This is a genomic window from Paenibacillus polymyxa, from assembly GCF_018614975.1.
Classification (GTDB): Bacteria; Bacillota; Bacilli; order Paenibacillales; family Paenibacillaceae; genus Paenibacillus; species Paenibacillus polymyxa_E.
This window is the reverse complement of sequence record NZ_JAGGNR010000047.1, coordinates 26,358-52,117: the sequence shown is the minus strand read 5'-3', so window position 1 is coordinate 52,117 and position 25,760 is coordinate 26,358. Positions and strand designations below refer to the sequence as shown.

The following is a 25,760-nucleotide window of genomic DNA, read 5'->3' as shown; positions in this document are numbered from 1 at the left end:
CTGTCCAGTTCCTCCCCGTATACTTCAGTTATATTCAATCTGTACATATACAAGGAGGAACCAATCATGAACGTCACTGTATGTCAAAGCTGCGGCATGCCGCTCACAGCACCTGCCCAATTCGGAACGGAAGCAGATGGAAGCACAACCCGTGAGTACTGTATCTATTGTTACAAAGAGGGTAAGTTTGAGCAGCCCGGTATTTCACTCGAGGGCATGACGGAGATGTGCACTGCCATTCTGAAGGACGAGGGCATGGACGAGGAATCCGCTCGTTCGATGCTCCGTAACCAGCTTCCTTTTTTGAAGCGTTGGCGCACAAATACAACGGAACAACATGCCGAATCTCTGGCAGAAAAATCTACCACTTCTGCTATACCGGGTCAGGTTACAACAATCCAATCGTTATCTGCCCAGCCCGTTCGTTATGTCACGCTCCCCAGCAAACGTCTTGCCGGCGTATCCGCCCGTACAACCAATGCCATTGAGATGAGTGGCAAAGGCTGTATTCAGGAACTCTGGAACAATTATTTTGCCTCAGAGCACCTCCCTGGACCCGAAGCTGCCCGCTATGGCTGTTACACGAATTACACCGATGGCATAACCGGAGAATACACCATACTGGTAGGGCATGAGGTAAGTCCGAACGAATCATTGCCTGAAGGATTGGACGACATTCTACTCCCTCCTGCAACTTACGCCGTATTCACTTCCAGAAAAGGACCGATGGCAGAGGTTGCTCACGAAGCTTGGGGAGCCGTGTGGGCATGGGATAAACAAAGCGATCGTACGTTCACCGGGGATTTTGAGTTATATGATGAACGCAGCCTGAATCCCGAAAGTGTACAAGTGGATATATACATCGCTGTTCGACAAAGTAGATAAAGCCAACACTATACACCTCAGACAGGATCAAAGTTTCCTCGCGTCCTTCTTCATATCACGCAAGCTGCCGAGTACACTCGGCAGTTTTTTTGTTATATCCGGAACTACATTACCACCTAAACAACCCGACCATGGTACCAAGTTAGTTAGCATGATTTGCATCATTTAACCAGATAATATGCCTCATATGCGGATACCATTGACTTCCTTAAAATTAGGACTATTCACATAACAACCGATTCGATCCTCCCATATCAAACCTTTCATATCAGGTCCTTTCCTCCTGAATTTCCCTAAAAACGTTTACATCTCCTTAAAACCGGGTAAAATCACTACAATCCAATTGGAATTACGCCTTACACCCTTCTATTTCGTCTAACAAGTCATATGTACCTATAAGTGCATCAGGAAACATAAACAGTCGAAATACATAACCTGTATTACATCATATTAATTGCATATTTAACATGCTTTAAAGGAGGAACCAAGATGATCCGCATGCCTATTCAGCAAATGATCCCGTACCACCACCAATATCCGCGCAACACGGCGACCACTGCTCCCAAAAAGGAGAATGAGAACACTCAAGGCCTATCCTTTCATGAAATTCTGCAGCAAAAAATGGCGAAGAAAAATGCTTCTCCTTCCCTTAGATAAAAATGGACACCGGACCCTTATTCGACTCCGGTTATCAACCGTCTTTCCGCAACTTGGCGGAAGGGCGGTTATTGGCGTTGAGCAATAAACGACTGTACAGTCCTCAGGCATGTTTCTATAATGGTTTAAATATCTACGAGATTCATGACATATACGAACTGTAAAAGGGGACTTAGCACATGATCACCATTGGTTGTTTTCACGCTCATTATTCCAACATCGCCTTAATTGAAGAGACGCTTGCTCCTTATGAGGTTGAATTGGTTCATTACGTCGATCCAGGTCTGGACCGTCTTAAACATGACGCTGACTTTTCCGAGGTCGTCATTCACAAGAAGGTAGCTCAGACGCTCCAATGGATCGCCGAGTGTCATACCGATGCCATTCTGGTCACGTGTACCCTGTTTGCGGCAGTACTGGAGCAGGAAGCCATACAGGTCCCTGTGCCTGTGATCGGCATAGATGATCCGTTATTGCAGGAGATGCGGCGAGTACCGGGAGATTACATAATCGCATTCACCAACCCGGCAACCGTTGAAGGCACGATGGCACGGTTGAATCAGGCATTACAGCAAGAGGATGAGGATGTGAAACTACACGTTTCCCAGACATCTCAGACGGAAGCGGTGTGCATCCCTGGGACATTTGAGTTGATCATGCGAGGAGATCAGCAAGGGTATCTTGAAGCTGTACATGAAGGCTTACAGCAGATTGCTGAGCAGCATCCGGGTAAAACGGTAGTGGCAGCTCAACTATCTATGGCTCCCGCAGCTGCACAGGTTACAGTAGGTCGCGGTATGCCGATCCATAACCCGCTGGCATTGCTTGCGGCGTATTTGGAGAAGAATTTAGGCGTGGCTCGACAGTAGTGGCTGATTTGGAGTGAAATATTCCAATCACTTAAAACTTGTAAAAACCAGTATGTAGGCTCCTTTTGCAAAATAAAAATGCTCTCCAACAAGAGCATTTCAAATGGTATAATCACTTTGTACAGCCAATTTGTGGTGGAAAATAGGCTTGCCTCCAGTGGGAGGTGATCCTATGAACTTCTCTTTTAACGACGTAATCGTGTTTGCGATGTTAATTATTGCGCTCCTGACATACATCGATCGTAAAAAGAAATGACCCGCCACAGGTTGACGGCCTGACGGGTCACTTCATCTGAACTTGCTGCACTCGGAGGAATACCCACCGCAAATGCTGTGCAGGAGTAGCCATTGGCCTGGCTACTCTTATTGGTGTTTACTTACATCCATTTTATTAAACATCTGCTAGACAATCAACCATAATGCTGATAAAAAGTATCAGGAAGCTGATCAATAAGAAAAAGACATGATAGCAGTATTCTCACCTTCAAACGATGTCAGACTGCCCAGCTTGCGCTGTACCGGCGCCTAGGAGCGTGTCCGATATTCCTCTGCCTTTTCCTGCATCCCGGCAGCTACAGCCTCATTCTCGGACAATCCTTTATCCGCCGCAAAGGCACGAATGTCCTGCGTGATGCGCATGCTACAGAACTTTGGTCCGCACATGGAGCAGAAATGAGCTTCTTTGGCTCCTTCTGCTGGCAGCGTCTCATCATGGTAGGACAGCGCACGTTCCGGGTCCAGTGAGAGGTTGAACTGGTCACGCCAACGGAACTCGAACCGTGCTTTGGACAATGCGTCATCCCGGCGCTGGGCACGCGGATGACCCTTCGCCAGATCGGCGGCGTGAGCTGCGATCTTGTAGGCGATGACCCCTTCCCGCACATCATCCTTGTTGGGCAAGCCCAGATGTTCTTTTGGCGTAACATAACAGAGCATGGACGTGCCGAACCAACCAATCATGGCTGCCCCAATGGCAGACGTGATGTGATCGTATCCCGGGGCAATGTCGGTCGTCAGCGGCCCCAGCGTATAGAACGGTGCCTCTTTACATATCTCCATCTGCAGGTCCACATTCTCCTTGATCTTGTGCATCGGCACATGCCCCGGGCCTTCAATCATCACCTGCACATCATGCTTCCATGCGATCTGCGTCAGTTCCCCAAGCGTAGCCAGTTCCGCCATCTGAGCTTCGTCATTGGCATCGTAGATACTGCCTGGACGAAGTCCATCTCCCAGCGAAAACGCCACATCATACCTTTTCATAATCTCGCAGATTTCTTCAAAATGGGTGTACAAAAAATTCTCCTGATGATGCGCAAGGCACCATGCTGCCATAATGGACCCGCCCCGGGACACAATGCCTGTCATCCGCTTGGCGGTCATGGGGATATAACGCAGCAGTACACCTGCATGAATCGTAAAGTAGTCCACGCCCTGCTCTGCCTGCTCAATGAGTGTGTCACGGTACAACTCCCAGGTCAGCGCTTCCGCTTCGCCATTCACCTTCTCCAGCGCCTGATACAGCGGCACCGTACCAATCGGCACAGGTGAATTACGGATGATCCACTCCCGGGTGGTATGAATGTTTTTGCCTGTGGACAGATCCATAACGGTATCCGATCCCCATCGTACCGCCCAGGTCATCTTCTCGACCTCTTCCTCGATGGAGGAAGATACGGCAGAGTTACCTATGTTGGCATTGATCTTCACATGAAAATGACGACCGATCAACATCGGCTCACTCTCCGGGTGATTAATGTTACATGGCAGAATGGCTCTTCCACTCGCCAGCTCCTGCCGCACGAATTCCGGCTCCACGCCTTCACGAATGGCGGCAAACTCCATCTCTGCCGTAATGACTCCCTGTCTCGCGTAGTGCATCTGAGTCACACAGCGTCCTGTCTGTGCTCGCAGCGGTTTATCGCGTAATCCAGGGTACTCTTCAGCTCCAGCTCTCTTCCCTCCGGGCTTTAGTCCGTTATCCTCGGGTTTAACTGTACGGCCTTCGTAAGCCTCCACATCGCCACGCTCTGTGATCCAGCGGGTACGCAGGGCTGGCAGACCTGTCCGGATATCGGCGTGAAATCCGGGATCAGTCATGGGACCGCTCGTATCGTAGACACACAGCGGTTCGTTATGCTCCACCCCTTGGGGAGTATTTGTATCATGAAGGGCTATCTCACGTTCCGGTACAGCAATGTCCGGCCGTGAGCCCTGAATGTAGACTTTGCGGCTGCCCGGAAAGGGCTGAACCCGTCCGGCCGCGCTTGTTTTCTTTTCCACCTGCTGACCGTTATGTTCCTGTTCCATCGCTTGTTGTCCCGTTTGATTTCCTGTACTCATGTTCGCTCGTCTCCTCCTCAGTGTTCGTTCACTTGGTTTGGTTGGTATCGTCATCAGTTCGCTTACGTACCTGTCCCAAATCATGCACAATGCAGAGAAGAAAGAGCGATCCTGCACCAGACCAGGAGAGACACTTTTCATGTACAGTTCACAACATAACGGAGGCTCCACAGATCAAGGATCTATGTTGACTTCTCTCTCATCATCCAAGCCCACTTTCGCAGGTTATTGAAAAAGAAATCAATGGAGTACGTGCAATATCGCCCGTTCACTGTATATAAAAAAGCCGGTCCCCGAAGGAACCGACTTTTAATGTCCATCACCAATAATGCACCTTCATGCAGCTCCTTAACGGAGTAATGCAAGGGTCACATCATGTGGTGGTTGTGGTCATATCGCCGATTACTTCCCTACGCTGGTATGATCCAGATCAGGTTCAAAGGGTCTAGAATCTCATGCGATTCCGTCTCAGTCCGGACAGTTCGGACTCCCCCAGTAACGTTAACAAGTTGCGGCATACACAAGCCGCCGTTCATATTCAATGAAGCTGGCCCCAATGGGCCGTCCATTACAGAGTAGCGCAACTGGAACATAAAAACAACCTTTATATTCCAGAAAATTAACTCAATTGGAGAAAAAGCTTACATCAACATCAGGATAACATGAGCCCCATCTGCGTAGCAGCTTCCTTCAGCACCGGTGCATACTCATGCAATGTCTCCTGCGAAAGTCGGCTGACAGGCCCTGAGACCGAGAGGGCAGCTGCAATATTGCCTCTGCGATCCATAATCGGTACCGATACCGCGGCAGCTCCCGGCTCACGTTCCTCATAACTCGTCGCATATCCGTTATCCCGGATATCTCCCATTTGCGCCAAATACACCGCCGGATCAATAAACACCGGCCATTCCGGCCCGTTCATCAGTTCTTCACGATCCTCATCCGTGGCAAACGCCATCAAGACTTTGCTGGAAGCCCCCACAGACAGCGGGAGTCTGACACCGACAGGAGCGACTCGGCGAATCGCCTGATCACTTTGCACAGCCTGAATCCGAATCCGTTCACTGCCATCACGCAGGTACAGACTCACGGTCTCTCCCAATCGATCTCTCAGCCGCTCCATCGCAGGCAGCAGCAGAATAGCGGGATCATCACTGCGGGACATATGTGCAGACAGCTCCCAGATTCGGATGCCAAGTCGGTACTTCTCTGTTGCTGCATCGCGGATCACGAACCCTCGATCCTCCAGTGTAGCCATCAAGCGGTGCACTGTACTTTTGTGCAGGCCGATCTGGCTGGCAATCTCGGTGAGTCCCAGATCACTGCGTGTGGTAAAACATAATAATATATCCAGCGCCCGTTCCACAGCCCGGACGGTTAACTTGCGATCTTCCATGGCATAATGCCCTCCTCATGTTTCATCACATGAAACTTGGTTACATAAATTATATGAGAAACGGTCTCATCTGTAAACCAAAAAGAGCCAAAATCGAAATAGGCCAACGTGTAAATTTTCCTTTTTATAAGACTTAATCCCCTGTAATTTACCCACTAAGGTAATGTTACCCATATATCTTAAGAACTATATAACAATTGCGTAACAAATGCCCTCAATCAATTGACTTTGACTATACAGGAACATACGATAAAGATATATTACATTAAGATATCGCTCTGAAGCAGGCTCTGAAATCAACGCAATTCTCTTTTCATGCCGTTGTTATCTTCAACTGAACTTCAAAGGAGGGGCATTCATGTATCAAACATCCCAGAGCGAAGCCCCGCTGCAAACAAAAGTGTCCGATCTGCCTTCTCCCCTATCACCGAGGCTTATTCGGTTCAAACATATTATCGTAGCGTTGCTGCTCTCCGTTGTATTTTTTCTACTATTTTGTTTTATTGCACTGCATGGTTACATCGCATGGGTATTATCCAATCCAACGGTAGCGCCGGTCTTCTCCAATCCGATGCAGGCCAAGAACATGAAGTACGAAGACATCACGTTCCCGGCAGCAGATGGCAGCCGGACGATGCAGGGATGGTATATACCTGCTGACAATGCCGCAAGCAAAACGATTATTTTCAGTCATGGCTATGGTGCCAACCGCGAAGAAACATGGGTACCCATGTATGACCTGGCACACTATGCCCATCAACTTGGGTTCAACGTGGTCATGTTCGATTATGGCTTCGCCTCTCAGGTGAACAAAGCTGTAGCCACAGGTGGCAAAGCTGAGTCACAGCAATTGCTGGGTGCCATCCAGTTCGCCAAGCAGCGCGGTGCGCAGGAACTGGTTGTCTGGGGCTTCTCGATGGGTGCCGGTACGGCGCTACAAACCGGACTGATTACGCAGGAAGTGGATGCGATGATTCTGGACAGTGCGTTCCTGCTAGAGCCGGATACGCTGTACCACAACATTCACAACCAGATCGATCTCCCGCGTCAGCCTACACTCGAGATCATGAAGCTGTTGTTCCCTGTTCTGAATGGTACCGGATTGCAACAGATTCCGTATCAGGAAGTGAAAAAGGAAGATTATCCGTTCCCGATTTTCTTCATCCATGGTACAGAGGACGAGAAGGCGCCTTATCCAATTGCGGAGCAACTCGCCGCCAACCAGACCAATCCGTACTCGGATGTATGGATTGTCCAGGATGCGCACCATGAGTTGATCTTCCGGGAGCATCCAAAAGAATATCTGCGCCGTGTCTCAACTTTCCTGAGTCATGTAACGAAAACAAGCAGTGACGATGTGCAAAACACGAATAATGGAGAATAACCAGATTTCAATCATCGATTTTCCCGTTGATCCTTGTGCCCTTAGGGGCTCTTTTTTTTGCATACATAGGACAACAGGCCAGTGGAATATACTCTTGGGACGCATTAAGCGACGGTCTGAGCATGCAATAAATTTCATCTGAAGGAGGTCCACCAGATATGAACTGGTATGGATATGGTCACCTGCTGCCTCTGCGGACATTGGAGGAAATCCGTTTCTGGAAAGAACAGGAGAAAGAACATACACTCGTCATTCGTGCCCTGGTTCCTGATCTGGAGCCCCCATACGTCAAGCTACTGGAGGAATGGGAGGCCACCTTTGCAAACAGTGAGCGAGTAGCCAATCAGCTTTTAAAACAACTATTGCCCGGAACCCATTCACCTGCTCCCTACATGGTTCGTTGTATCGATCAACTTGTGTTGGCAGCTCGGCAGCAATCGAGAGAGTTCATCAAACAGCTGTATGTTCTTCTGGAACAAAGTGCTGCGGTGCAAGCTGTTCCGCTTGCCAAAGTACTCATTCTGCATTTTATCCGCGAATCAGAATATTTTCTGGGCGTATTGGATACGCTTGGCCAACCTGGCATCTTGCGCGAAACCGATTCGGAGCCGTCACTTTTTCTGGAAAATGCGTTGCATACGTCAGGGCCAGGAAACATCCATCGCCAAGCTTCAGAAGCTCCAGCTTCTCCAGAGGGGAATGTAAATGCACCTGTCGCTTCAGCTCAGATCCAATCTGCAACCGTTCAACCGCCTTCTACCGGAACAACACAAGCCACCCCCAGCTCTACAGCACCTCCTGTAAAAGAAAAGCCGGTACCCATTGGAGGACACACACTGCCTCCTCTTCCCTATGCGTACAATGCGCTGGAGCCACATATTGATGAGCTGACGATGCGTATCCATCATGACAAACACCATCAATCTTATGTGGACGGACTAAATGTGGCAGAGAAGAAACTGGCGGAATCGCGAAAAAAGAATAACTTTGAACTCATCAAACATTGGGAACGTGAACTCGCCTTCAACGGGGCAGGCCATTACCTGCATACGATCTTCTGGACCATTATGAATCCTGCTGGCGGTGGCAAACCTTCCGGTATGCTGGCGGAGCAGATCAAGCGGGATTTCGGGAGTTATGAAGCGTTTAAGAATCAATTCACGGAAGCTGCGAACAAAGTGGAAGGCAGTGGCTGGGCGATGCTTGTCTGGAGCCCGAGAGCACATCGTCTGGAGATTTTGCAGGCGGAAAAACATCAGAACCTGTCCCAGTCCGATATCGTACCGCTCCTGCCACTGGATGTGTGGGAACACGCCTACTATCTGAAACATCAGAATGAACGCAAAAAGTATATTGAGGACTGGTGGAACGTTGTCTACTGGCCAGCTGTTGCCGAGCGTTACGAAACGGCACGCAAGTTGTTGTGGCCGCCTTATTAAGCTTGGGGTTAGGTGGATTAGAGAAAAAAGAGATATCTCCAGCCGAATGACTGAAAGATATCTCTTTTGGTGTAAACAAAAAAGCAAGCCTCTTGTAAATAGAGACTTGCTTATATTTTGAGAGACTTCCTATTTCAAAATGGTCACTTAAGAAGCACAGCCCTCGCACGCTACATAGTTGTCGCCAACCTGTTTGCTAATTGCGATCAGATCGCCCAACTTGATATCAGCCTCATCTGTAAACTCCAGATCGGCAATACGAGCAACGATCAGTGCAGCAGCCTCTTCCTTGCTTGTTGCCATTTGGCTGAACTCAGACTTTTCGCCTGTAGATACAACCTCATATAAGTACGTATATCTCAACGTTTCCATCCTAACACTCTCCTTCCGAAATCACATCATATCATCTCTATTACCCAATTCCAAGTCCGATTATCAAGAACTCAATCATAGCGCAGTTTCATCTGCTCAGCTGTCAGACGTACTTCTTCAGAGCCCACACTAAGCACCCTGCTGGCTTCTGCCTGCGGATAGCGATCGCGCAGTGTTCGAACCAATGAGGCAGTATATGCCGCTGCAGAAGGTACTCCTGCCAATTCCTTTAGACTTGCCATCGTTCCAGGCTGAACATCAGGATATCCTTCACTCGCCCCGCCTGCTGCATGCTGATAAAATTGACGCACGTCCGCTGCCAGTTGATCTCCCTGACCTTCCACGATGATAAAAGCAGTAATAATATACGCCTTTGCCTGCCTGCGCTGGGCAATACCACAGAATTTCAGCCCACCTACACTGACATCATAGTCTCCAGGGCAAAAAGCACCCTGAACCTCACCAGTTTGCGCCTGATTCGACCACGGTGTTAGCGACTCGGCAATAATCGAAGCCATCTCCCGGAAATCATCATGAATATTGATGGCATGTCCGGGATTAGGCAGAATCAGCGACACATTAACTACCCCTGGGTTCAAGGGTACTGCCGCTCCACCGGAAGGCCGAACACAGACCGCTGTCCCTTGGCTTCTTATCCGTTCCATCACTTCTACAGCCTGTGGCAACCTGCGGTCACGCAGACCCGCTACAAAGGCATCTGGGTGTCTCCATATATGTGCAACAGGCAGATGCCCTGCCCCAACCCGCCTGCACATGACTTCTTCCCAAGCAAAAGCTTCGAGTACACTACTGCCTTGTCGCATGAGTGGTGTCTCCCAGATTTGCAGACGCAATGTAGCCTGTTTATCTGCCTGTAGTCCCTTTTCCGGCTGAACCGGTTGATCTGAATGGGAAGGTACACTCATCGTTCCATTACCTCCGGCTTAACGAATTCATATGTCTTTAGTATATAAGAATGACAACGCCATATATAAATAAGCCGGTTCCCCAGGGAACACGGCTTATTTATATCACATCCAATGGGTTCAGAAACTGCTGCTTCCAAAACCAAAGGACTTTACTCATCCGGCTTGTCCGGTAAGTGGACATACCTGATCTTAATCTTTCACCAAAGACAGGAACTCCGCACGTTGTGCCGGATTCTCACGGAAAGAACCACGTACAGCAGACGTTACCGTCTTGCTTCCCGGTTTCTTCACGCCGCGGGAACACATGCACAAGTGCTCTCCTTCCACGACGACCATAACGCCATGAGGCTCAACGGCCTCTGTCAGAATGTCAGCGATCTGTGAAGTAATACGTTCCTGAACCTGCAGGCGACGTGTTACCGCTTCGACCAGACGAGCCATTTTGCTCAGACCAACGATTTTGCCGCTTGGTACATACCCAATGTGCACCTTGCCGAAGAACGGTGCCATGTGGTGCTCACACTGACTGTAGTAGACAATATCCTTGACGATAACCAGTTCTTCATGATTCTCGTCAAAAGTAACACCGAGCACATCGCGCGGATCTACTTCATATCCGCCAAAAATTTCTTCATACATCCGGGTCACACGTGCAGGCGTTTCAAGCAGCCCTTCACGTGTACTATCTTCTCCGATCAATTTCAGGATTTGCTCTACGTGATACTCGATCTTTTCCCGATTGTCGGATACTTTTGAATTTAAATAATCTTTAACGCCAGCCACTGCCAAACGCCTCCTTTCGAACCACAATAAGGTAAGCAGTTATTCACTTCACTGCTATTATTTTCGGCGGCCCGAACTTTTACGTGCAGGATGTTGCCCAGGCTGGGGCATTTTTGCTCCTGGCTGCTGGTTCTTCATCATCTGCTGGGCACGCTGCATTTGCTTGCCGTTCAGGTTGTAGCCCATTTGCTTCGCCATTTTCTGAAGCATGTCCGGATTGCTTTGCATTTTCTCAAGTTGTTTACGCAAGTAGAACACCCCGATGAAAAATCCCCCGACCAGACCAACAATCAATGTAATAATCGGTATAACAATATCCATCTCTTAGACACCTCTGTATGCATTCTAAAAAGCCTGATAATCCGTGTCATTTCATGATGTTAAACGCACATGTTGCAACCTGACACAGACCGGATTTCCTGAAAGTATCATAGCATTTCCGCACGCCTTGAGCAAACGGATTTTCCAGTTGAACCGCACACAAGCTACGTCATGACGGCTTCAATGAAAACGGTTGTATGCTGAGCCAGATCGATTTCAACCACATCCAGAGAATAACGCGTACTTCCGCGCGCCACTCGGATTACAGGTCTGCCGGGCAATCCCCGATGTTGACGCACAATGACTCCAGTCTCTTTGGTGGACAGTCGTACCGCTGTACCATTGGGATACACGGATACACTCTTGTTGAACTCAATCAGAATGTCCCGATCCAGCTTTGTACCAGACAACGCCATCATCTCTTCACAGGCCTCATGTGGCATCAAACTGTCTTTGGATAAACCATTAATGAGGTTATCATAGATATTAGCCACACTAACGATTCTCGCAAACAGATGAATGTCGCTCCCCTTGATCCCTCTCGGCATGCCTGTACCATCTACATGCTCATGATGTTGCAGGGCTGTATGGGCGACCAACAGACTGAACTCCCGTTTGTTCTTAATCACTTCGAATCCACGCCATGTATGATGCAGCGAAGAATTCGCAGCAGAGCCACTGCCAGGAGGTTCCCCCACTTTGCCAATATCATGCAATAATGCTCCCACAGCAAGGTCCTTCAGTTGGTTAAAGTTAAGTCCCATATTCATTCCGATCACCGAAGACAACAAACATACATTCATCGCGTGAACATATTGCGCATTGTCTTTGGTGCGAATATCGGTGAGCTGCACAAGCATTTCACGCCCGTTCAGGACATCATTCAGCAACTTGTCTATACTGAGAGCTACCTTTCTCGGACTCCAATCTTTCCCGGAACGCACCGCTTCAAGTGTGACACTCATTTCGTTAATGATTGCCCGTTTCGTGGTTTCATCCAGAATGTCTTCTGAATCCACATCTTTGTAAGCTTCATCCTGGATGTACAGCATGGTCACGCCAATACGCTTCAGCGTATTGATCATATATACGGTGAGCTGGACTCCAGCAGACAGCAGTACCGTGCCGTTACTGGAATATACCGTCTTGCCCAGAAGCTCCCCCGCTTCCACGCTCTCCACGTTTACATACTTCATGAACGTCCCCCGCTCTTACGATTGCTGCTCCAAAGCGAGCAATTGCTCCTTGGTTTGCAGACCGCCTACATAACCCACCAGTGTGCCGTCTTTACCGCTGATGCGGTGACAGGGAATAATAATCGGAATCGGATTCTTGCTAATGGCGTCCAGAACTGCACGAACAGCCTTGGGTCTGCCGATGATTTCCGCAACCTGTTGGTGTGATGAGGCCTCTCCATAAGATATATCGGACAGAACTTGCCATACTTGTAGCTGGAATGGTGTTCCAAGCCGATCAAGCTGCAAGTCGAACGTTTTTCTCTCCCCTGCAAAATACTCCTTTAACTGCTTTGCAGCTTCGCTGAGCTTCTCTTCATTCTTCTCATATCGATACTCGCCAATCCAGATGCGGGCCCATTGTTGCAGATGAGCTTCGCGTACGTGAAAGGCGCCAAAATCAATGTGACACAGCCCTTCATCCGTCGCGCATAACGTAAGAGTACCAATCGGTGTCAGTACCTCATCGTAGTATACGGGCTTGCCATGAAGACCCGTAACGGCTGAAGGTTTCCACGCTGCGGCTTCCGGTTTGGCAGGCTGTGCAGACTGCTCACTACCCGGTTCAATCCCAGCTTCCATTTTCAAATCCTGTTGTAACGCAAGTAAGGCATTGTTCTCGTTGTTCTGTTCCTCTGGCTGCTTCTCACTCACTTGCCCAGCCTGTGGCTGTTTGGGTAAGGTCTCGGACGAACTCAGTCGCTCCTCGGCCTTCTGCAGCATGCTTAGTACGTTCCCATCTTGTTCGTTAGCGGCAGCTTCCCCAATTGCTCTCATGGCGTCTTCTCCTCCAATTCTGCTTAACGCCCAGGCTGCGGTTCCCCGTAGCTCAGGGCGCGGATCACGTTTTAATACTTCTGTAAGTTTGGGTACAGCACTTTTGTCTTTGAAATTGCCCAGGGCAATAACGGCGTTGCGTTGAATCGGCTTCTTGCCCCGCCAAGCGGCGGAACTCTGACCGAAACGTTCCTTGAATTCCCGGTTACCGATGTCCAGCAGCGGCAACAGAAGTGGCTTCACAATCTCCGGATCGGGGTGAAACTCGGGATGGTGATCCCAGTTCTTGCCCCGGTTCTTCGGACAGACAATCTGACACGTGTCACAACCGTACAGACGGTTGCCTATTTTCAGCATAAATTCTTCATCCACGAACCCTTTCGTCTGGGTTACAAAAGAAATACAACGCTGTGAATTCAACTGTCCCGGCCCCACCAATGCTCCTGTAGGACAGGCATCAATACATTTTGTACATTCACCGCAGTCCTCGGTCACAGGTGTATCTGGTTGAAAAGGAATATTCGTCACCAGTTCCCCGAGAAAAATCCATGAACCGAATTTGGGTGATATAATGGCACAGTTCTTGGCACTAAAACCAATCCCCGCACGCTGGGACACCGCACGATCCACCAGTGCTCCGGTGTCAACCATACTTTCGATCATCGCTTCAGGTACGCGCTCCCGTATGAAATTAACCAGCTTGTCCATGGCTGTACGCAGGACCTGGTGGTAATCCTGCCCCCATGCGGAACGGGCAAAGATCCCCCGATAGGCTCCCGGCTCCGACTTCGGCGGATTCACCATCTTGGATGGGTATGCCACGGCTATCGCAATAAGTGAAGCGGGCTCGCCATCTTTTAAGGCGGGGTGCACCCTTTTTTCAATATCCGGCTCTTCAAAACCCGAAGCATACCCCTTATCCCGCGACTGCTCCAGCAACGATTTCAGGGAAACAAAGGGATCAGCAGAAGCAAATCCGATATCATCAATGCCCAGTCCGGGGCCAGCTGCCTTGATCTCCTGTTTTAACTTCTCCCATACGGAGGCATCCTGTGCTGCCCCGGTCTGTACGCTCGTCATTTCTCTTCCCTCTCTTCTTCCGACACTTATTCCGTAAATAGTGAACGCCCGCCTCACGGTAAGAGGACAGGCGTTCATTTCTATATATGCCTTGCATACTTGAATTCAGTTGGAACGAGTCTATATGGTTTAACGCAAAATGCAGTCTGAAGTTGTTGTCCAGTCAGCATTTTACAATTTCTTCAATTCAGAAAACGGCCAGAAAATAAATTCGGCCTTGCCTACAATCTGATCGGATGTAATACTGCCAAACACTCGGCTATCCTTACTTTTGCCTTCATGACGATTATCCCCCATCACGAAGAAATGATCCGGCTCCAGTGTGATTGGGCCAAAATCAGGGTCCTGCACCTCAATATCGGTGTACGTTTCCGCTTGCCGCTCGCCGTTCACATATAGATGGTGATCCCTGACTTCAATTGTATCTCCCGGAAGTCCAACGATCCTTTTAACCAGAAAATCCTTCTTCTCCACGCCTTCGCTTGGATCACGAAGTACGATCACATCTGATCGGGAAGGTGTACCCAGATGATATACAATTTTGTTGACGAAAAGGCGATCTCGCTCAACCAGTGTCGGCTGCATGGACTGTCCCTTGACCATTGACAGATTAAACACAAACAGGTTCAGCAGCATCATGATTACAAAAGCAACAACAATCGTTTTGACCCAGTCCCACAGCTCAACAACCCAGGATTTCCCCGGTTGTTCAGGCTTTGACGGTTCATTACGTTGCTCGGAAGTCACATGTTCCATTGAATGATTATTGGAATTCAAAGGGACACCTCATTTATTAATTAGTTGAATTAAACTTGTAACATGGTGACCATACTCCCTTTCAGTCTACTTCATTTGGGAGAGTGAAACAATTGGTTATGAGCACCAATACCTTGGTTATCGTGAATACAGCCGGGATAGTCGCGGTGATTTAGATAAGATTCGGAGACTCCGAAACATGTTCATAAAATGAGGAAACCAGAGGAATATGACTTGAAGAACACTCATATAAATAGAAAGGCACATCCCTCACGTGCTTACACGTTAAAGAGATATGCCTAATATGAAATGAAAATCTTTTTTTATTTCTTTTTTAAACACGCAAACTAAGCTTTGGACAAAATACTAAGAGTCTGGAAAGCGCTCATAATCTGATTGGCACCGTAACCCATTGCTTCATATAGAGGCATGGCTACTTTGTTGTGCTCATCACCCGCCACCCATACTTGGCTGACTTTACGCTGCTGGAACCGCTGTTCCATAGCCTCAACAAGTGTTTTGCCGACTCCACGGCGACGATAGTCTGGATGTACCGCAATACGGTAGATACAACCCTGGTTGTGATCAATCGTACCAATCAAAGCGCCGACGAGGTCTCCCTCTTCTTCCGCAACCATGATCAGGTCAGAATCCCATGACAATTGACGGGCAAACGGGCCCATCGTGTTCTCATAACACTCTTCCGATAGTGCAACCTGGAGAAGCTCCGTCATCTGGCTTGCATCACTCAACTGAAAGGAACGAACGTGCATGTCTTAAATCTCCCTTTTCGTTAGCTTAGATGAGGTTTTTTATAAAAAGGGATTCCTTTTTACCAAAAACCCAATGTTCATATAATGACAAAAAACGAGAAAATACCGCTTCTTCGTCAATTAAACCATACTTTTCTCCATAAAACACGCATTTTCTTTTGAAAGCGCTTAATTGTAAGCGTTTACATACTAATATTAAACTTCACCTCCATTTAAATGCCTGAAAACACATAAATAGTTGCATAAAGGGTAAAATATGTTTGTTATCCCTGTCCTATCATTAGATCAACGCCTCGGGGTACTTAATAAACAAAAATGTTGCTTAATTAGCTCGAATGCGGTTTAATATTAGTAGCAAGGGTATTATTACATATGTACCTGTTTTCAAAAAAACCTAAAATCTCAGGAGGTATTTCATTATGGCTTTTCAATTACCGGCACTTCCTTACGCTAACGACGCACTGGAACCACATATCGATGCACAAACGATGGAAATCCACCACGATCGCCATCACAATACTTATGTAACCAACTTGAACGCAGCTCTGGAAAGTGCTCCTGAACTGCAAGAAAAAAGTTTGGAAGATCTAATTGCTAACCTTGACAGCGTACCTGAGGGCATCCGCACAGCGGTTCGCAACAATGGTGGTGGACATGCTAACCACAGCTTGTTCTGGGAAATCATTGGACCTAACGGCGGCGGCGCTCCTACAGGCGATATCGCAGCAGCAATCGATAGCGAACTGGGTGGCTTTGATAAATTCAAAGAAGATTTCGCTAAAGCAGCTACAACTCGCTTCGGTTCCGGCTGGGCTTGGCTCGTAGTTGGCAAAGATGGCAAATTGTCCATCACTAGCACACCTAACCAAGACAGCCCTCTCTTCGAAGGTCTGACTCCGGTTCTGGGTCTGGACGTATGGGAGCACGCTTACTACCTGAAATATCAAAACAAACGTCCTGATTACATCGGTGCTTTCTGGAATGTAATCAACTGGGATGAAGTGAACAAACGTTACGCTTCTGCTAAATAAGACTGTTAGCATGCAACATTTAACATAAAAGAGAGCCTGATTCGGTCGTCGTGACCGTGATCAGGCTCTCTTTTTGCTATCGCTATAGTTAATTGTTGTTTTGTTTCTAACGAATCACAGAGTAGCTATTTCCCAAAATACGGGCTTTGATGCGCACTTCTGGGTTGATTTGGCTATGATAACGTCACTCAGGTTCGTTAGCTCCCCTATTTAATTATTCACTTGATCATACGCACCGGCAAAATAACTGCTGATCAGCTTCAGAAATATATTCGGGAATGCCATCTTGTCCATATCTTCGGGACCGATCCAGCGATAGGTCAAGCCATCGCCTTTACCTATCAGTGTCGGAGTGCTCAGCGCTAGGTCACTAACATCAGATGGTGCCAACATCTCTCCATCGTTAAGCGATGTTGAGATGTTCTGCGCATCAGGCGTGCCTGGCTCCGATGAATGCGTTGTGTCTGACTTCGGTGACACAGCTGCTGATGAGGCTGTGCCCTCCCTTGTTGCCGCCTGTGCATCGTAGGCGGCTCTGGCTTCCGCTGCGATCAGCGGAAGCTCACCAGTCTGGTCCTGCTCGGTACACTTGTACACCTGCAGGCTCCAGACAATGTGGCTGAACACATGCTCCGCATGGGTAGCCAGCCCTTCCGGGCGGGCAGCGAAGCCTTCCGCCCATAGACTGCCGGCCAGCAAAGCCATGGCCGGCTCATCCGCCAGCGGCGCCGCCTTCTTGCTGGCTGCGGCGGGCGCCGCGAGCACATGCGGCAGCTCCCACATGCGGGCTAATAGGCCCGTGTCTGGGCGCTGGCGCACAAGCACTTGGCCGCGATGAGCACCGCGGCCCTCCACAATCGCGACCAGCCGCTGCTCAGGGCGCGGCGGCTTCGCCTTGGTCTTGACCGGCAGTGTAAGCTCTCTTCCGGCGATGCGGCCGGAACATTGCTCCATGACCGGGCAAGTCAGGCAGTGCGGCGCTTTGGGTGTACACACCAGCGCACCAAGTTCCATCAGCGCCTGATTGAAATCACGCGCCCGCCCTTCCGGAATGAGCTCTCCTGCGAGCTCTTCCATCAACACCCGGGTGCTGCCCTTCATAATGTCCTCATCGATGAGGAAGTATCGGGACAGTACCCGCATGACATTGCCATCTACCGCAGGTTGCGGCTGATTGAAGGCAATGCTGAGAATGGCCCCGGCAGTATACGGGCCCACCCCTTTTAATGCAAAGACAGCCGGCTTGTCCTGCGGCATCTCGCCTCCGTGCAGCTCCATGACTTGTCTCGCGGCTGCCTGAAGATTACGTGCCCGGGAGTAATAACCGAGTCCCTCCCAATTTTTCAACACATCCTCTTCGGGTGCCTCCGCTAACGCTTGCACGGTCGGGAAATTGCCGATAAAACGATTGAAATACGGGATTACCGTATCTACCCGAGTCTGCTGAAGCATAATCTCCGATACCCATGTAAAATACGGATTGTTGTGGCGACGCCACGGCAAATCCCGTCGGTTGATCATATACCAGTCCAGCAAATTCACGCTGAAATGTTGTTTCTGTTCCTGTAAACCCATATTTCCGTCCTCTCCTATTGCCAAGCTAACTACTTTTCCATCTGCTCCACGATCGCAAAGGCCGCTGCCAATTCCGTCTGATGTGTAATACTCAAATGAATGTCATATTGCTTATCGTATGGCAGCTGCAGACGTTCCCAGGCTTGACTGGACAGCGAGGCCACTGGACGTCCTGTCCCATCAGGCAGCACCTCAATATCAGTGAAGCCCATGACGCCACCAATACCGCAGCCAAATGCCTTGGACACCGCTTCTTTCGCTGCAAATCGACCGGATACAAACTCCGTCATCCGCTTCCCTCGACGAACCGCGATCTCCCGCTCTGCTGGCGTTAAAATTCGTTTCAGAAAAGCTTCTGCATGACGACCGGACAGCAGCTTCCGCATACGTCCAATCTCCAGCACATCATTACCAATGCCATATATCATCAACGTTCACCCGCTTAATCTTTTATACTGTAAGAGGTTATTCAAAAAGTCCCATCTTCTCGGTACTGAAAACCGCTCTTTTTGAACATGCATTGTAAAAGATCTCCATTCGATCACATGATCCGTAACTCTCCGAACACGTATTCTATTGTAGCAGGAGGTGCGCACAGAAGCGAGTGCCTATCCGCATTACCATATATGCTAAAATATGAATCAGGAGTCGTCTGAAATTCTTAGGAGGTCTGAATAATGCCCATAACTTTTGAATTGCCCACTGACGTAGATGCGATCATTCGCGGGGACTTTTTCCCTGCACAACAACCCGCTCAAGGTGTCATCATTCTGGCTCACGGATACAAAGGCTTCAAAGACTGGGGCATGTTCCCCTACGCAGCTTCACAGCTAAGCCAGACGCATCATGTGCTGACCTTTAATTTCTCTCACAACGGTATCGGCGAATATCTGGAGCAATTCTCTGAACTTGAAAAGTTCGCAGTGAATACGTACAGCCGAGAGCTTGCCGATCTGGCCCTGGTACTGGAACATGTGGTTACACAACCTGAGCTCACTGGACTTCCTGTATACTTGGTTGGCCATAGCCGCGGTGCGGGCGTAAGTCTCGTCTATGCACTGGATCATCCCGAGCAGGTGGCAGGTGTCATCTCCTGGAACGGCGTAACCAATCTGGATCTCTTCACAGCGGAGCAAAAAGAAGAAATGCGTACGCATGGCCGCAGCCATGTCGTTAACGGACGAACAGGCCAGCAGATGCCACTGGACGTGGCTATTCTGGAAGACCTGGACAAGCATAGCGAACGTTACGCTATCATTGACCGCTTGGCTTCTTCACCTGTGCGAGTCGCACTCATTCAGGGAACAGAAGACCCCCAGCGTCTGAGGGACGGTTCTGCCGCACTTGTGCAAACACGCCCTGATATCCCATGGCACCAGATACCTGAAGGGAACCACACCTTTAATACGGTACATCCATTTAATGAAACCACTCCGCAACTGGAGCAAGCCATCTCCCAAACCCTGCAACAGATCAAAGACTGGAATAGCTAACTCATCTTTAATATAGTAGTCACTTGGATTTTTGCGGTTTCTCGTTCCACATAACAAAAAGAGTCACTGCGTGAGCAGTGACTCTTTTTGCATTCCCTATATAACGATCATGCTCATCCATCCGTATTAGATACCTGGAATGGCATTTCGTTTGTGATGGGTACGCGTATAGAACGCTTCGAGGCGCTCTTGTGCAGCCGGATCGATCTGTTTGCCTTCGAGATAGTCGCTGTTCGCTTCATATGAAATTCCCAGCTCATCTTCGTCCGTCTGACCTTCCCACAGCCCTGCCGATGGTGCTTTGTCCAAAATAGCTTGTGGCACGTTAAGATATGCTGCCAGCTGGCGTACCTGACGTTTGTTCAGGGTGCTCAGTGGTGTGATATCCACAGCACCGTCGCCCCATTTGGTATAGAAGCCCGTGATGGCTTCGGACGCATGATCCGTACCTACAACGAGCAGGTTTTCTTCAAACGAAAGCGCATATTGCATAACCATACGAGTTCTCGCCTTAACATTACCTTTGCCTTGGTGAGTCATATGACGTGGGCTGCCCAGGGATTTGAAGCCTTGCTCCACTTCCAGTGCAATCTCGTTAACTGCATCTTCAATATTGGTTTCCACGACATGCTTCAGATCGTATGCTTTGGCTACAGCGTAGCTGTGGTCGATATCGTATTGTTCACCATACGGTTGAAACACACCAAGCGTTTTGTACTCTTGCTTATTCTCTTCCGTAAGCTCGTCCGTCGCTTTTTTGCAAAGCGCCGTAGCCACTGCACTGTCAATACCGCCGCTGATCGCAATCAGCAAACCCTTGGCACCCGCATTTTTCACATACGTCTTCAGAAAATCAACACGCTTGCGTACTTCCTCTTCTTCATTAATGCTTGGTTTAACCTTCAATTCAGCGATGATCTGTTGTTGCAAACTCATCGTTCACACACCCCGTTTCTAAATGAATGAAATTTGATGTCCAGCTTGAAAGGTACGAATGGTTCAATAACCTTATCTATCCAAAATGAAACGCCCCGGCATCGGTGATCCGAAGGGCGGGGCGTTCTATGGAGCGAATTAACGGCAGTAACGGTCAAATGCACTTTTGAGATCAGCCGCAATTTCCTCTGCAGAACGGTCTTCCACTTGATGACGCTCGATAAAGTGAACGAGTTCTCCGTCTTTCATCAGAGCGATGGACGGCGAAGATGGCGGATACGGTGCAAAGAATTCACGTGCTTTTGCAGTTGCTTCTTTGTCCTGACCAGCAAATACAGTGTACAGGTGATCCGGTGTAATATCGTGCTGAAGTGCTTGGGACACACCTGGGCGACATTGACCCGCGGCACATCCGCAGACAGAGTTAATGACAACCAGTGCTGTTCCTTTTGCATCCGGAAGACTTGCTTCCACTTCTTCAGGAGTACGCAACTCCTGGATTCCTAGACGAGTTAACTCATCCCGCATGGGTTGAACCATATCTTTCATGTATTGATCAAATGACATCGACATTCGGTTTCACTCCTTATAAATGGTTGTTCTATGATCTCGATAGAATTAAAGGCGAATTACTCTCCAAAACAACGTTACATTCATATCGAACATTATGGATGTAATGATGTGCTATTCCTATTATACATCCATAAGCAATGAAAGCAAGATTCAGAAACCGCCTGCGGAAAGGCTTCTTCCATAATATTATGTCTCAATGTCTGGCAAAATATGCTGAATGACTAACGTTCAAATGCCACTTTGAAGGTGGTGCCCTGACCTTCCTCCGATTCCACAGTAATGGTTCCGTTATGTCGTTCCACGATACTCAGGCACATGGACAATCCAAGTCCGGTTCCCTTGGCTTTTGTCGTGTAGAAAGGTTCAAACAGCTTTTCCTTCTTCACTCTGGGTAGACCAGGTCCTGTGTCACGTACACACAGTTCCACCTTATCATCCACTATCCGCGTCTCCAGCGTAAGCACACCCTTCTCATTCATGGCTTCCATCCCGTTACGAGCCAGGTTCAACACCACCTGTTTGATTTCCTTTGAATTGAGATGCAGCTTCGGCACATTATGGGCCAACATGAGTTCAATACTCTGACCACGCAGGTTCGCATCCGCCCATAACAACGGACTGAGTTCATGTATGATATCATGCAACTGGGATTCTTCTTTCTCGGCAATACGATTCTGAGCCAAAGACAAGAAATCATTAATGATACTGTTGGCCCGGTCCAGCTCTTCCATAACGATCCGGTAATAGTGATCGAGGGAGTCCGGACTCTTTTCCTGCATGAGTTGGAGGAAGCCCCGCACAACCGCCATTGGATTACGCACCTCATGCGTAATGCTTGCAGCCATCTGCCCCACCAGACTGAGACGATCCACATTATCCAGTTCACTTCGCAGCATCTCAAGCTCCGTGATATCCTGTATGATCAGCATGGCTCCTGTAACTTCTCTCGCAGACTCTGTTGAAAAGGCATAAATCGGTACGGTTCGGGACTGAAATACGTGTGCACCGTAACGAACGGTCAACCCACTAATCTCACCATGAACGATGGCTCTGCGAATGCTTTTATCCATCTTATCCGCCTGACCTTGTTCAACAAATTGACTGGCAGGCTGTCCAATGAGATCAGGCGTGGAGGTACAAGGCAGCTGCTCCCTTGCGGTTTGCTCCATCATCTCATTGACAAACATCACTGTGCCTTGTTTATCTACGGTAGCAATGGAGAGAGGCACTGCATTCAGAATCTGATGAAGTTTCTCCGTTTCGGCTATGTATCGGTCGTGGACTTCCGAGAGATGCTGCTCCAGCCCGCGATAGTGCTTCATCCGTTCCAGCCATAGCAGACTCAGACTGCCCGCAACAATGGCTCCAGCCGTATATCCAAGTGCTGTAAGTATCATGTAGGTCGCAGAGTATGTGGATTCATTCTGGAGGGATGCGATCCATAACAGACTCGTTACAATCAGTTCCATTGTAATCAGGATGATGAGGATCGCCATTTTGCGTGAAGGTGTATTATGCTTGAATCGTTTGGCAGACAACCATACAATAGGATAGAGAAGAATGCCCGTATGAAGGAGAAATCCGTACAGATCATAGGGATGCGCAAAAAGAAAATAGAAGAGAATATGTAGAATGGACAGCGTTACGCCTATAACAGACTTACAATACAGAATAACAAGTGTCACAGGTACGATGCTTAATGATATGGGTACGGCCACCGGACTTGCATAGAGCGCAAACAGCAGACACAATAACATGCTCAGGGCACTTGTCACAGCAAAACTGGTATGAACGGTTCCGGCATGTTCCATTCTGGCAATAGCCCGCTTGGAGAGTACCAGAAGGAATAAGGGAATCAGAAATACCGCCGACCCTGCCAGCAGTACTTGTAAAAGCATGTCTTTTAACGCAACCACAATGCCATCTCCTCCTCTGCCTGCACATTCCCTCATGTATTTCTGATTAAAACATAGGCGACAGTATAATACAATATATCCCTTAAGACTGCACAATAGAACTGCTCATAACTCCATTATATTTCAGAAAAAGCCAGGAGTAGACACATTTTACGTAAAACAGACAAAATCAATGAAAAAAGAGGGTAATAACATATGTATGATGTCATTGTAATTGGTGGTGGATCTGCGGGCCTGATGGCTTGCGTTGCTGCTGCCGAGCATGGTGCCTCCGTGCTTCTGCTGGATAAAGGAGATCAACTGGGTCGTAAACTCGGCATCTCTGGCGGAGGTCGATGCAATGTAACCAATGCCAAGGAAACGGATGAACTCATCCGACATATTCCGGGTAATGGACGCTTTTTATATAGTTCGTTTCAAAATTTGGACAACCAGGGAATCATGCGTTTCTTCGAGAATCTCGGAATTGCCCTGAAAGAAGAAGACAACGGCAGAATGTTCCCTGTAACCGATAAAGCGAAAACAGTCGTGGATGCGCTGGTAGGCAAGATTGTCTCCCTCGGCGTTGAGATTCGTACCAAAGAACCGGTCAAGGAAATTATTCAGAACGGTCAGCAGGTACAGGGTGTTAAATTGATATCCGGTCAAACCATTCTTGGACGCTCTGTCATCATCGCTACCGGCGGCAAATCCGTACCCCAAACCGGATCTACCGGAGACGGTTATCCTTGGGCTGAGGCTGCGGGTCACACAATTACAGAATTATATCCGACCGAAGTGCCCATTGTGTCTGGAGAGAGTTGGATTCAGTCCAAAGAACTGCAAGGTTTGTCTTTGAGGGATATCGCTCTATCCGTAGTGGATGCCAAAGGTAAAACAGTCATCTCCCATCGCGGGGATATGATCTTCACGCATTTTGGAGTGTCTGGACCCGTCGCACTGCGTTGCAGCCAATTTATCCGCAAGGTTCAGATGAAGTCTGGAAACCCACAGGTCATGATGAGCATTGATCTGTTCCCGGAGCTGTCCCTAGGTGCATTGGAAGCACAGGTGCAACAGGTATTAGAACAAGAATCCCGCAAGGCTGTCAAAAACATCTTAAAAACATGGGTTCCTGAACGTATGATTCCCTTAATGATGAAACGGGCAGAGATCACCGATGACCTTACGTTCCACCATTTCCCCAAAGGTATGTTAAGTAACTTGTGTGGGCTAATGAAAGCTTTTACCTTCCGTGCAGACGGAACGAGATCGCTCAAGGAAGCCTTTGTTACCGGGGGAGGAATCCACTTAAAGGAGATATACCCAAAAACAATGGAATCCAAGCTGCTGCCTGGACTATTCTTTTGCGGTGAAGTTTTGGATATTCACGGCTACACTGGAGGGTATAATATCACCGCTGCATTCTCCACGGGATATACGGCTGGTATGCATGCCGCAGAATATAAACACGCTAAACTATACTAGGTATTACACACTTTAAGCGCATGATGAATTGCCAAAAACCCCGATAGCCACATCTGTGGACGATCGGGGTTTTTGGGCATTGTTCCATTTTAGAAAAATTGGCCCGAACTGCTCTTAGCTTGTGATATTTCCCTTCTATGCTTTGACACTGCCTGAAAATCCATCAGCCGAATCATCGTATGTCGGGTCATCGCTATAGTTATGTCTGCCTTGCTCCGTCTGGCTTCCCTGGTTTCCGTTCGCATAACCCTCATTCCAGTCTTCATTCACGAGATGAGCCGGAATCGATATATTCTGAAACTGATCCAGCTCTTCCGTTTGCGCGGCAAATACGGCACTTCCTCCATGAGATTGTACAATCTCTACGGCAGACTGAGGATCTTGCCGATCTGTGGGGATGTACAATTCCAGCGGGCCGGACTGATATGGCTTATATCCCAATTCCTCCAAGGTTGCCCTGGCGGCATTCAACGCTGAATCGTCTGAGAAATGCACCTGTAATTCGCTATTGTCCATCATCGTCTCTTTCCTCCTTGCTACAGCTAATCTCTCATCATCCATAGATGAGATTCTTCTTCTATAGCATGGTCAGATATTGCGCGTGATATGCTCTGACTTAGAAAGGAATTCCTTTAGGGCGTGTCTGAAAACTCCGAAGGAAGCAGATTTTGCCGAATTTTCGTTCCAAGCAAGGAAGTTTTCCGCAGGCGTGCCGGGGCACGTCAAGGGAAAGTGACACAGCATGGGGCGAAAAGGCGGTAAAAGATGAA

At 48.6% G+C, this 25,760-nt stretch carries 24 protein-coding genes and 1 riboswitch; of the genes, 8 read left to right on the top strand and 16 right to left on the bottom strand.

Features of this window, described 5'->3' with window-relative positions; translation table 11 throughout:
* Positions 1 to 66 precede the first annotated feature (66 nt).
* From J7E78_RS26245 to J7E78_RS26235, 3 genes are all read left to right on the top strand, one after another.
* Positions 67 to 885, top strand: coding sequence for a zinc ribbon domain-containing protein (locus tag J7E78_RS26245; RefSeq protein ID WP_215079405.1), 819 nt, complete (start codon positions 67 to 69; stop codon positions 883 to 885).
* A 489-nt stretch (positions 886 to 1,374) separates the two neighbouring features.
* Complete coding sequence (locus tag J7E78_RS26240; protein ID WP_017690769.1) at positions 1,375 to 1,542, top strand: hypothetical protein; 168 nt, start codon at positions 1,375 to 1,377, stop codon at positions 1,540 to 1,542.
* Between the two features lie 179 nt (positions 1,543 to 1,721).
* The gene (locus J7E78_RS26235) at positions 1,722 to 2,411 is read left to right on the top strand and encodes a hypothetical protein (protein ID WP_215079402.1); all 690 of its coding nucleotides are present in this window, start codon (positions 1,722 to 1,724) and stop codon (positions 2,409 to 2,411) included.
* A 525-nt stretch (positions 2,412 to 2,936) separates the two neighbouring features.
* Here the strand turns inward: J7E78_RS26235 and thiC are convergent.
* Together thiC and J7E78_RS26225 are read right to left on the bottom strand one after the other, a co-directional pair.
* Complete coding sequence (thiC, locus tag J7E78_RS26230; protein WP_215079475.1) at positions 2,937 to 4,721, bottom strand: phosphomethylpyrimidine synthase ThiC; 1,785 nt, start codon at positions 4,719 to 4,721, stop codon at positions 2,937 to 2,939.
* Between the two features lie 423 nt (positions 4,722 to 5,144).
* Positions 5,145 to 5,258, bottom strand: a riboswitch (TPP riboswitch).
* Positions 5,259 to 5,406: 148 nt separating this feature from the next.
* Complete coding sequence (locus J7E78_RS26225; RefSeq protein ID WP_076216717.1) at positions 5,407 to 6,150, bottom strand: IclR family transcriptional regulator; 744 nt, start codon at positions 6,148 to 6,150, stop codon at positions 5,407 to 5,409.
* A gap of 358 nt (positions 6,151 to 6,508) precedes the next feature.
* Between J7E78_RS26225 and J7E78_RS26220 the strand changes: the two genes are divergently transcribed.
* A complete protein-coding gene (locus tag J7E78_RS26220; protein ID WP_215079400.1) occupies positions 6,509 to 7,534 on the top strand; it encodes an alpha/beta hydrolase in 1,026 nt (341 codons plus the stop codon).
* Positions 7,535 to 7,692: 158 nt separating this feature from the next.
* A complete protein-coding gene (locus J7E78_RS26215; protein WP_215079398.1) occupies positions 7,693 to 8,973 on the top strand; it encodes a Fe-Mn family superoxide dismutase in 1,281 nt (426 codons plus the stop codon).
* A gap of 147 nt (positions 8,974 to 9,120) precedes the next feature.
* Here the strand turns inward: J7E78_RS26215 and J7E78_RS26210 are convergent, their stop codons facing one another.
* The 8 genes from J7E78_RS26210 to J7E78_RS26175 form a co-directional block, all read right to left on the bottom strand.
* Positions 9,121 to 9,345 carry a hypothetical protein gene (locus J7E78_RS26210; RefSeq protein ID WP_091039003.1) on the bottom strand — a complete coding sequence of 75 codons (225 nt, stop codon included), beginning with the start codon at positions 9,343 to 9,345 and terminating at the stop codon, positions 9,121 to 9,123.
* A 71-nt stretch (positions 9,346 to 9,416) separates the two neighbouring features.
* Positions 9,417 to 10,271, bottom strand: coding sequence for a lipoate--protein ligase family protein (locus J7E78_RS26205; protein WP_215079396.1), 855 nt, complete (start codon positions 10,269 to 10,271; stop codon positions 9,417 to 9,419).
* Between the two features lie 192 nt (positions 10,272 to 10,463).
* Positions 10,464 to 11,057 carry a GTP cyclohydrolase I FolE gene (folE, locus tag J7E78_RS26200; protein WP_036668229.1) on the bottom strand — a complete coding sequence of 198 codons (594 nt, stop codon included), beginning with the start codon at positions 11,055 to 11,057 and terminating at the stop codon, positions 10,464 to 10,466.
* A 57-nt stretch (positions 11,058 to 11,114) separates the two neighbouring features.
* On the bottom strand, positions 11,115 to 11,378 hold the full coding sequence (locus tag J7E78_RS26195; protein WP_215079394.1) for a YneF family protein: 264 nt from the start codon (positions 11,376 to 11,378) through the stop codon (positions 11,115 to 11,117).
* Positions 11,379 to 11,542: 164 nt separating this feature from the next.
* Positions 11,543 to 12,574: an HD-GYP domain-containing protein gene (locus tag J7E78_RS26190; RefSeq protein WP_215079392.1), complete on the bottom strand. Its 1,032-nt coding sequence runs from the start codon at positions 12,572 to 12,574 to the stop codon at positions 11,543 to 11,545.
* A 15-nt stretch (positions 12,575 to 12,589) separates the two neighbouring features.
* Positions 12,590 to 14,470: a tRNA epoxyqueuosine(34) reductase QueG gene (queG, locus tag J7E78_RS26185; RefSeq protein WP_215079390.1), complete on the bottom strand. Its 1,881-nt coding sequence runs from the start codon at positions 14,468 to 14,470 to the stop codon at positions 12,590 to 12,592.
* Positions 14,471 to 14,641: 171 nt separating this feature from the next.
* A complete protein-coding gene (lepB, locus tag J7E78_RS26180; protein WP_215079474.1) occupies positions 14,642 to 15,226 on the bottom strand; it encodes a signal peptidase I in 585 nt (194 codons plus the stop codon).
* Between the two features lie 347 nt (positions 15,227 to 15,573).
* Positions 15,574 to 15,999 (bottom strand): GNAT family N-acetyltransferase, encoded by a 426-nt coding sequence (locus J7E78_RS26175; protein WP_017690782.1) that lies wholly within the window; start codon positions 15,997 to 15,999, stop codon positions 15,574 to 15,576.
* A 419-nt stretch (positions 16,000 to 16,418) separates the two neighbouring features.
* Here J7E78_RS26175 and J7E78_RS26170 point away from each other — a divergent pair, with 419 nt between their 5' ends.
* Entirely contained in the window at positions 16,419 to 17,030 is a 612-nt protein-coding gene (locus J7E78_RS26170; RefSeq protein ID WP_150364015.1) for a superoxide dismutase, read from the top strand.
* 210 nt (positions 17,031 to 17,240) lie between these two features.
* Here J7E78_RS26170 and mutY read toward each other — a convergent pair whose 3' ends face one another.
* The gene (gene mutY / locus J7E78_RS26165) at positions 17,241 to 18,605 is read right to left on the bottom strand and encodes an A/G-specific adenine glycosylase (protein ID WP_215079388.1); all 1,365 of its coding nucleotides are present in this window, start codon (positions 18,603 to 18,605) and stop codon (positions 17,241 to 17,243) included.
* 29 nt (positions 18,606 to 18,634) lie between these two features.
* Positions 18,635 to 19,033 carry a holo-ACP synthase gene (gene acpS / locus J7E78_RS26160; RefSeq protein ID WP_076216711.1) on the bottom strand — a complete coding sequence of 133 codons (399 nt, stop codon included), beginning with the start codon at positions 19,031 to 19,033 and terminating at the stop codon, positions 18,635 to 18,637.
* 249 nt (positions 19,034 to 19,282) lie between these two features.
* Between acpS and J7E78_RS26155 the strand changes: the two genes are divergently transcribed.
* Complete coding sequence (locus tag J7E78_RS26155) at positions 19,283 to 20,098, top strand: alpha/beta hydrolase family protein (protein WP_215079386.1); 816 nt, start codon at positions 19,283 to 19,285, stop codon at positions 20,096 to 20,098.
* A gap of 126 nt (positions 20,099 to 20,224) precedes the next feature.
* Here the strand turns inward: J7E78_RS26155 and nadE are convergent, their stop codons facing one another.
* The 3 genes from nadE to J7E78_RS29870 form a co-directional block, all read right to left on the bottom strand.
* Positions 20,225 to 21,034: an ammonia-dependent NAD(+) synthetase gene (nadE, locus tag J7E78_RS26150; protein WP_215079384.1), complete on the bottom strand. Its 810-nt coding sequence runs from the start codon at positions 21,032 to 21,034 to the stop codon at positions 20,225 to 20,227.
* Positions 21,035 to 21,172: 138 nt separating this feature from the next.
* On the bottom strand, positions 21,173 to 21,607 hold the full coding sequence (locus tag J7E78_RS26145) for a BrxA/BrxB family bacilliredoxin (RefSeq protein ID WP_215079381.1): 435 nt from the start codon (positions 21,605 to 21,607) through the stop codon (positions 21,173 to 21,175).
* Positions 21,608 to 21,828: 221 nt separating this feature from the next.
* The gene (locus J7E78_RS29870; RefSeq protein ID WP_215079379.1) at positions 21,829 to 23,523 is read right to left on the bottom strand and encodes a two-component system sensor histidine kinase NtrB; all 1,695 of its coding nucleotides are present in this window, start codon (positions 23,521 to 23,523) and stop codon (positions 21,829 to 21,831) included.
* Between the two features lie 195 nt (positions 23,524 to 23,718).
* Between J7E78_RS29870 and J7E78_RS26135 the strand changes: the two genes are divergently transcribed.
* Positions 23,719 to 24,990, top strand: coding sequence for a BaiN/RdsA family NAD(P)/FAD-dependent oxidoreductase (locus J7E78_RS26135; RefSeq protein WP_215079377.1), 1,272 nt, complete (start codon positions 23,719 to 23,721; stop codon positions 24,988 to 24,990).
* A gap of 135 nt (positions 24,991 to 25,125) precedes the next feature.
* Here the strand turns inward: J7E78_RS26135 and J7E78_RS26130 are convergent, their stop codons facing one another.
* Positions 25,126 to 25,509 (bottom strand): hypothetical protein, encoded by a 384-nt coding sequence (locus tag J7E78_RS26130; RefSeq protein ID WP_215079376.1) that lies wholly within the window; start codon positions 25,507 to 25,509, stop codon positions 25,126 to 25,128.
* Between the last annotated feature and the right edge of the window lie 251 nt (positions 25,510 to 25,760).

Bases quoted from the DNA above. Each gene is read 5' to 3' on its own strand.
- J7E78_RS26245 (WP_215079405.1), top strand. From the start codon at position 67: ATGAACGTCACTGTATGTCAAAGCTGCGGCATGCCGCTCACAGCACCT.
- J7E78_RS26240 (WP_017690769.1), top strand. From the start codon at position 1,375: ATGATCCGCATGCCTATTCAGCAAATGATCCCGTACCACCACCAATAT.
- J7E78_RS26235 (WP_215079402.1), top strand. From the start codon at position 1,722: ATGATCACCATTGGTTGTTTTCACGCTCATTATTCCAACATCGCCTTA.
- thiC (WP_215079475.1), bottom strand. From the start codon at position 4,721: ATGGAACAGGAACATAACGGTCAGCAGGTGGAAAAGAAAACAAGCGCG.
- J7E78_RS26225 (WP_076216717.1), bottom strand. From the start codon at position 6,150: ATGGAAGATCGCAAGTTAACCGTCCGGGCTGTGGAACGGGCGCTGGAT.
- J7E78_RS26220 (WP_215079400.1), top strand. From the start codon at position 6,509: ATGTATCAAACATCCCAGAGCGAAGCCCCGCTGCAAACAAAAGTGTCC.
- J7E78_RS26215 (WP_215079398.1), top strand. From the start codon at position 7,693: ATGAACTGGTATGGATATGGTCACCTGCTGCCTCTGCGGACATTGGAG.
- J7E78_RS26210 (WP_091039003.1), bottom strand. From the start codon at position 9,345: ATGGAAACGTTGAGATATACGTACTTATATGAGGTTGTATCTACAGGC.
- J7E78_RS26205 (WP_215079396.1), bottom strand. From the start codon at position 10,271: ATGAGTGTACCTTCCCATTCAGATCAACCGGTTCAGCCGGAAAAGGGA.
- J7E78_RS26195 (WP_215079394.1), bottom strand. From the start codon at position 11,378: ATGGATATTGTTATACCGATTATTACATTGATTGTTGGTCTGGTCGGG.
- J7E78_RS26190 (WP_215079392.1), bottom strand. From the start codon at position 12,574: ATGAAGTATGTAAACGTGGAGAGCGTGGAAGCGGGGGAGCTTCTGGGC.
- queG (WP_215079390.1), bottom strand. From the start codon at position 14,470: ATGACGAGCGTACAGACCGGGGCAGCACAGGATGCCTCCGTATGGGAG.
- lepB (WP_215079474.1), bottom strand. From the start codon at position 15,226: ATGGAACATGTGACTTCCGAGCAACGTAATGAACCGTCAAAGCCTGAA.
- J7E78_RS26175 (WP_017690782.1), bottom strand. From the start codon at position 15,999: ATGCACGTTCGTTCCTTTCAGTTGAGTGATGCAAGCCAGATGACGGAG.
- J7E78_RS26170 (WP_150364015.1), top strand. From the start codon at position 16,419: ATGGCTTTTCAATTACCGGCACTTCCTTACGCTAACGACGCACTGGAA.
- mutY (WP_215079388.1), bottom strand. From the start codon at position 18,605: ATGGGTTTACAGGAACAGAAACAACATTTCAGCGTGAATTTGCTGGAC.
- acpS (WP_076216711.1), bottom strand. From the start codon at position 19,033: ATGATATATGGCATTGGTAATGATGTGCTGGAGATTGGACGTATGCGG.
- J7E78_RS26155 (WP_215079386.1), top strand. From the start codon at position 19,283: ATGCCCATAACTTTTGAATTGCCCACTGACGTAGATGCGATCATTCGC.
- nadE (WP_215079384.1), bottom strand. From the start codon at position 21,034: ATGAGTTTGCAACAACAGATCATCGCTGAATTGAAGGTTAAACCAAGC.
- J7E78_RS26145 (WP_215079381.1), bottom strand. From the start codon at position 21,607: ATGTCGATGTCATTTGATCAATACATGAAAGATATGGTTCAACCCATG.
- J7E78_RS26135 (WP_215079377.1), top strand. From the start codon at position 23,719: ATGTATGATGTCATTGTAATTGGTGGTGGATCTGCGGGCCTGATGGCT.
- J7E78_RS26130 (WP_215079376.1), bottom strand. From the start codon at position 25,509: ATGATGGACAATAGCGAATTACAGGTGCATTTCTCAGACGATTCAGCG.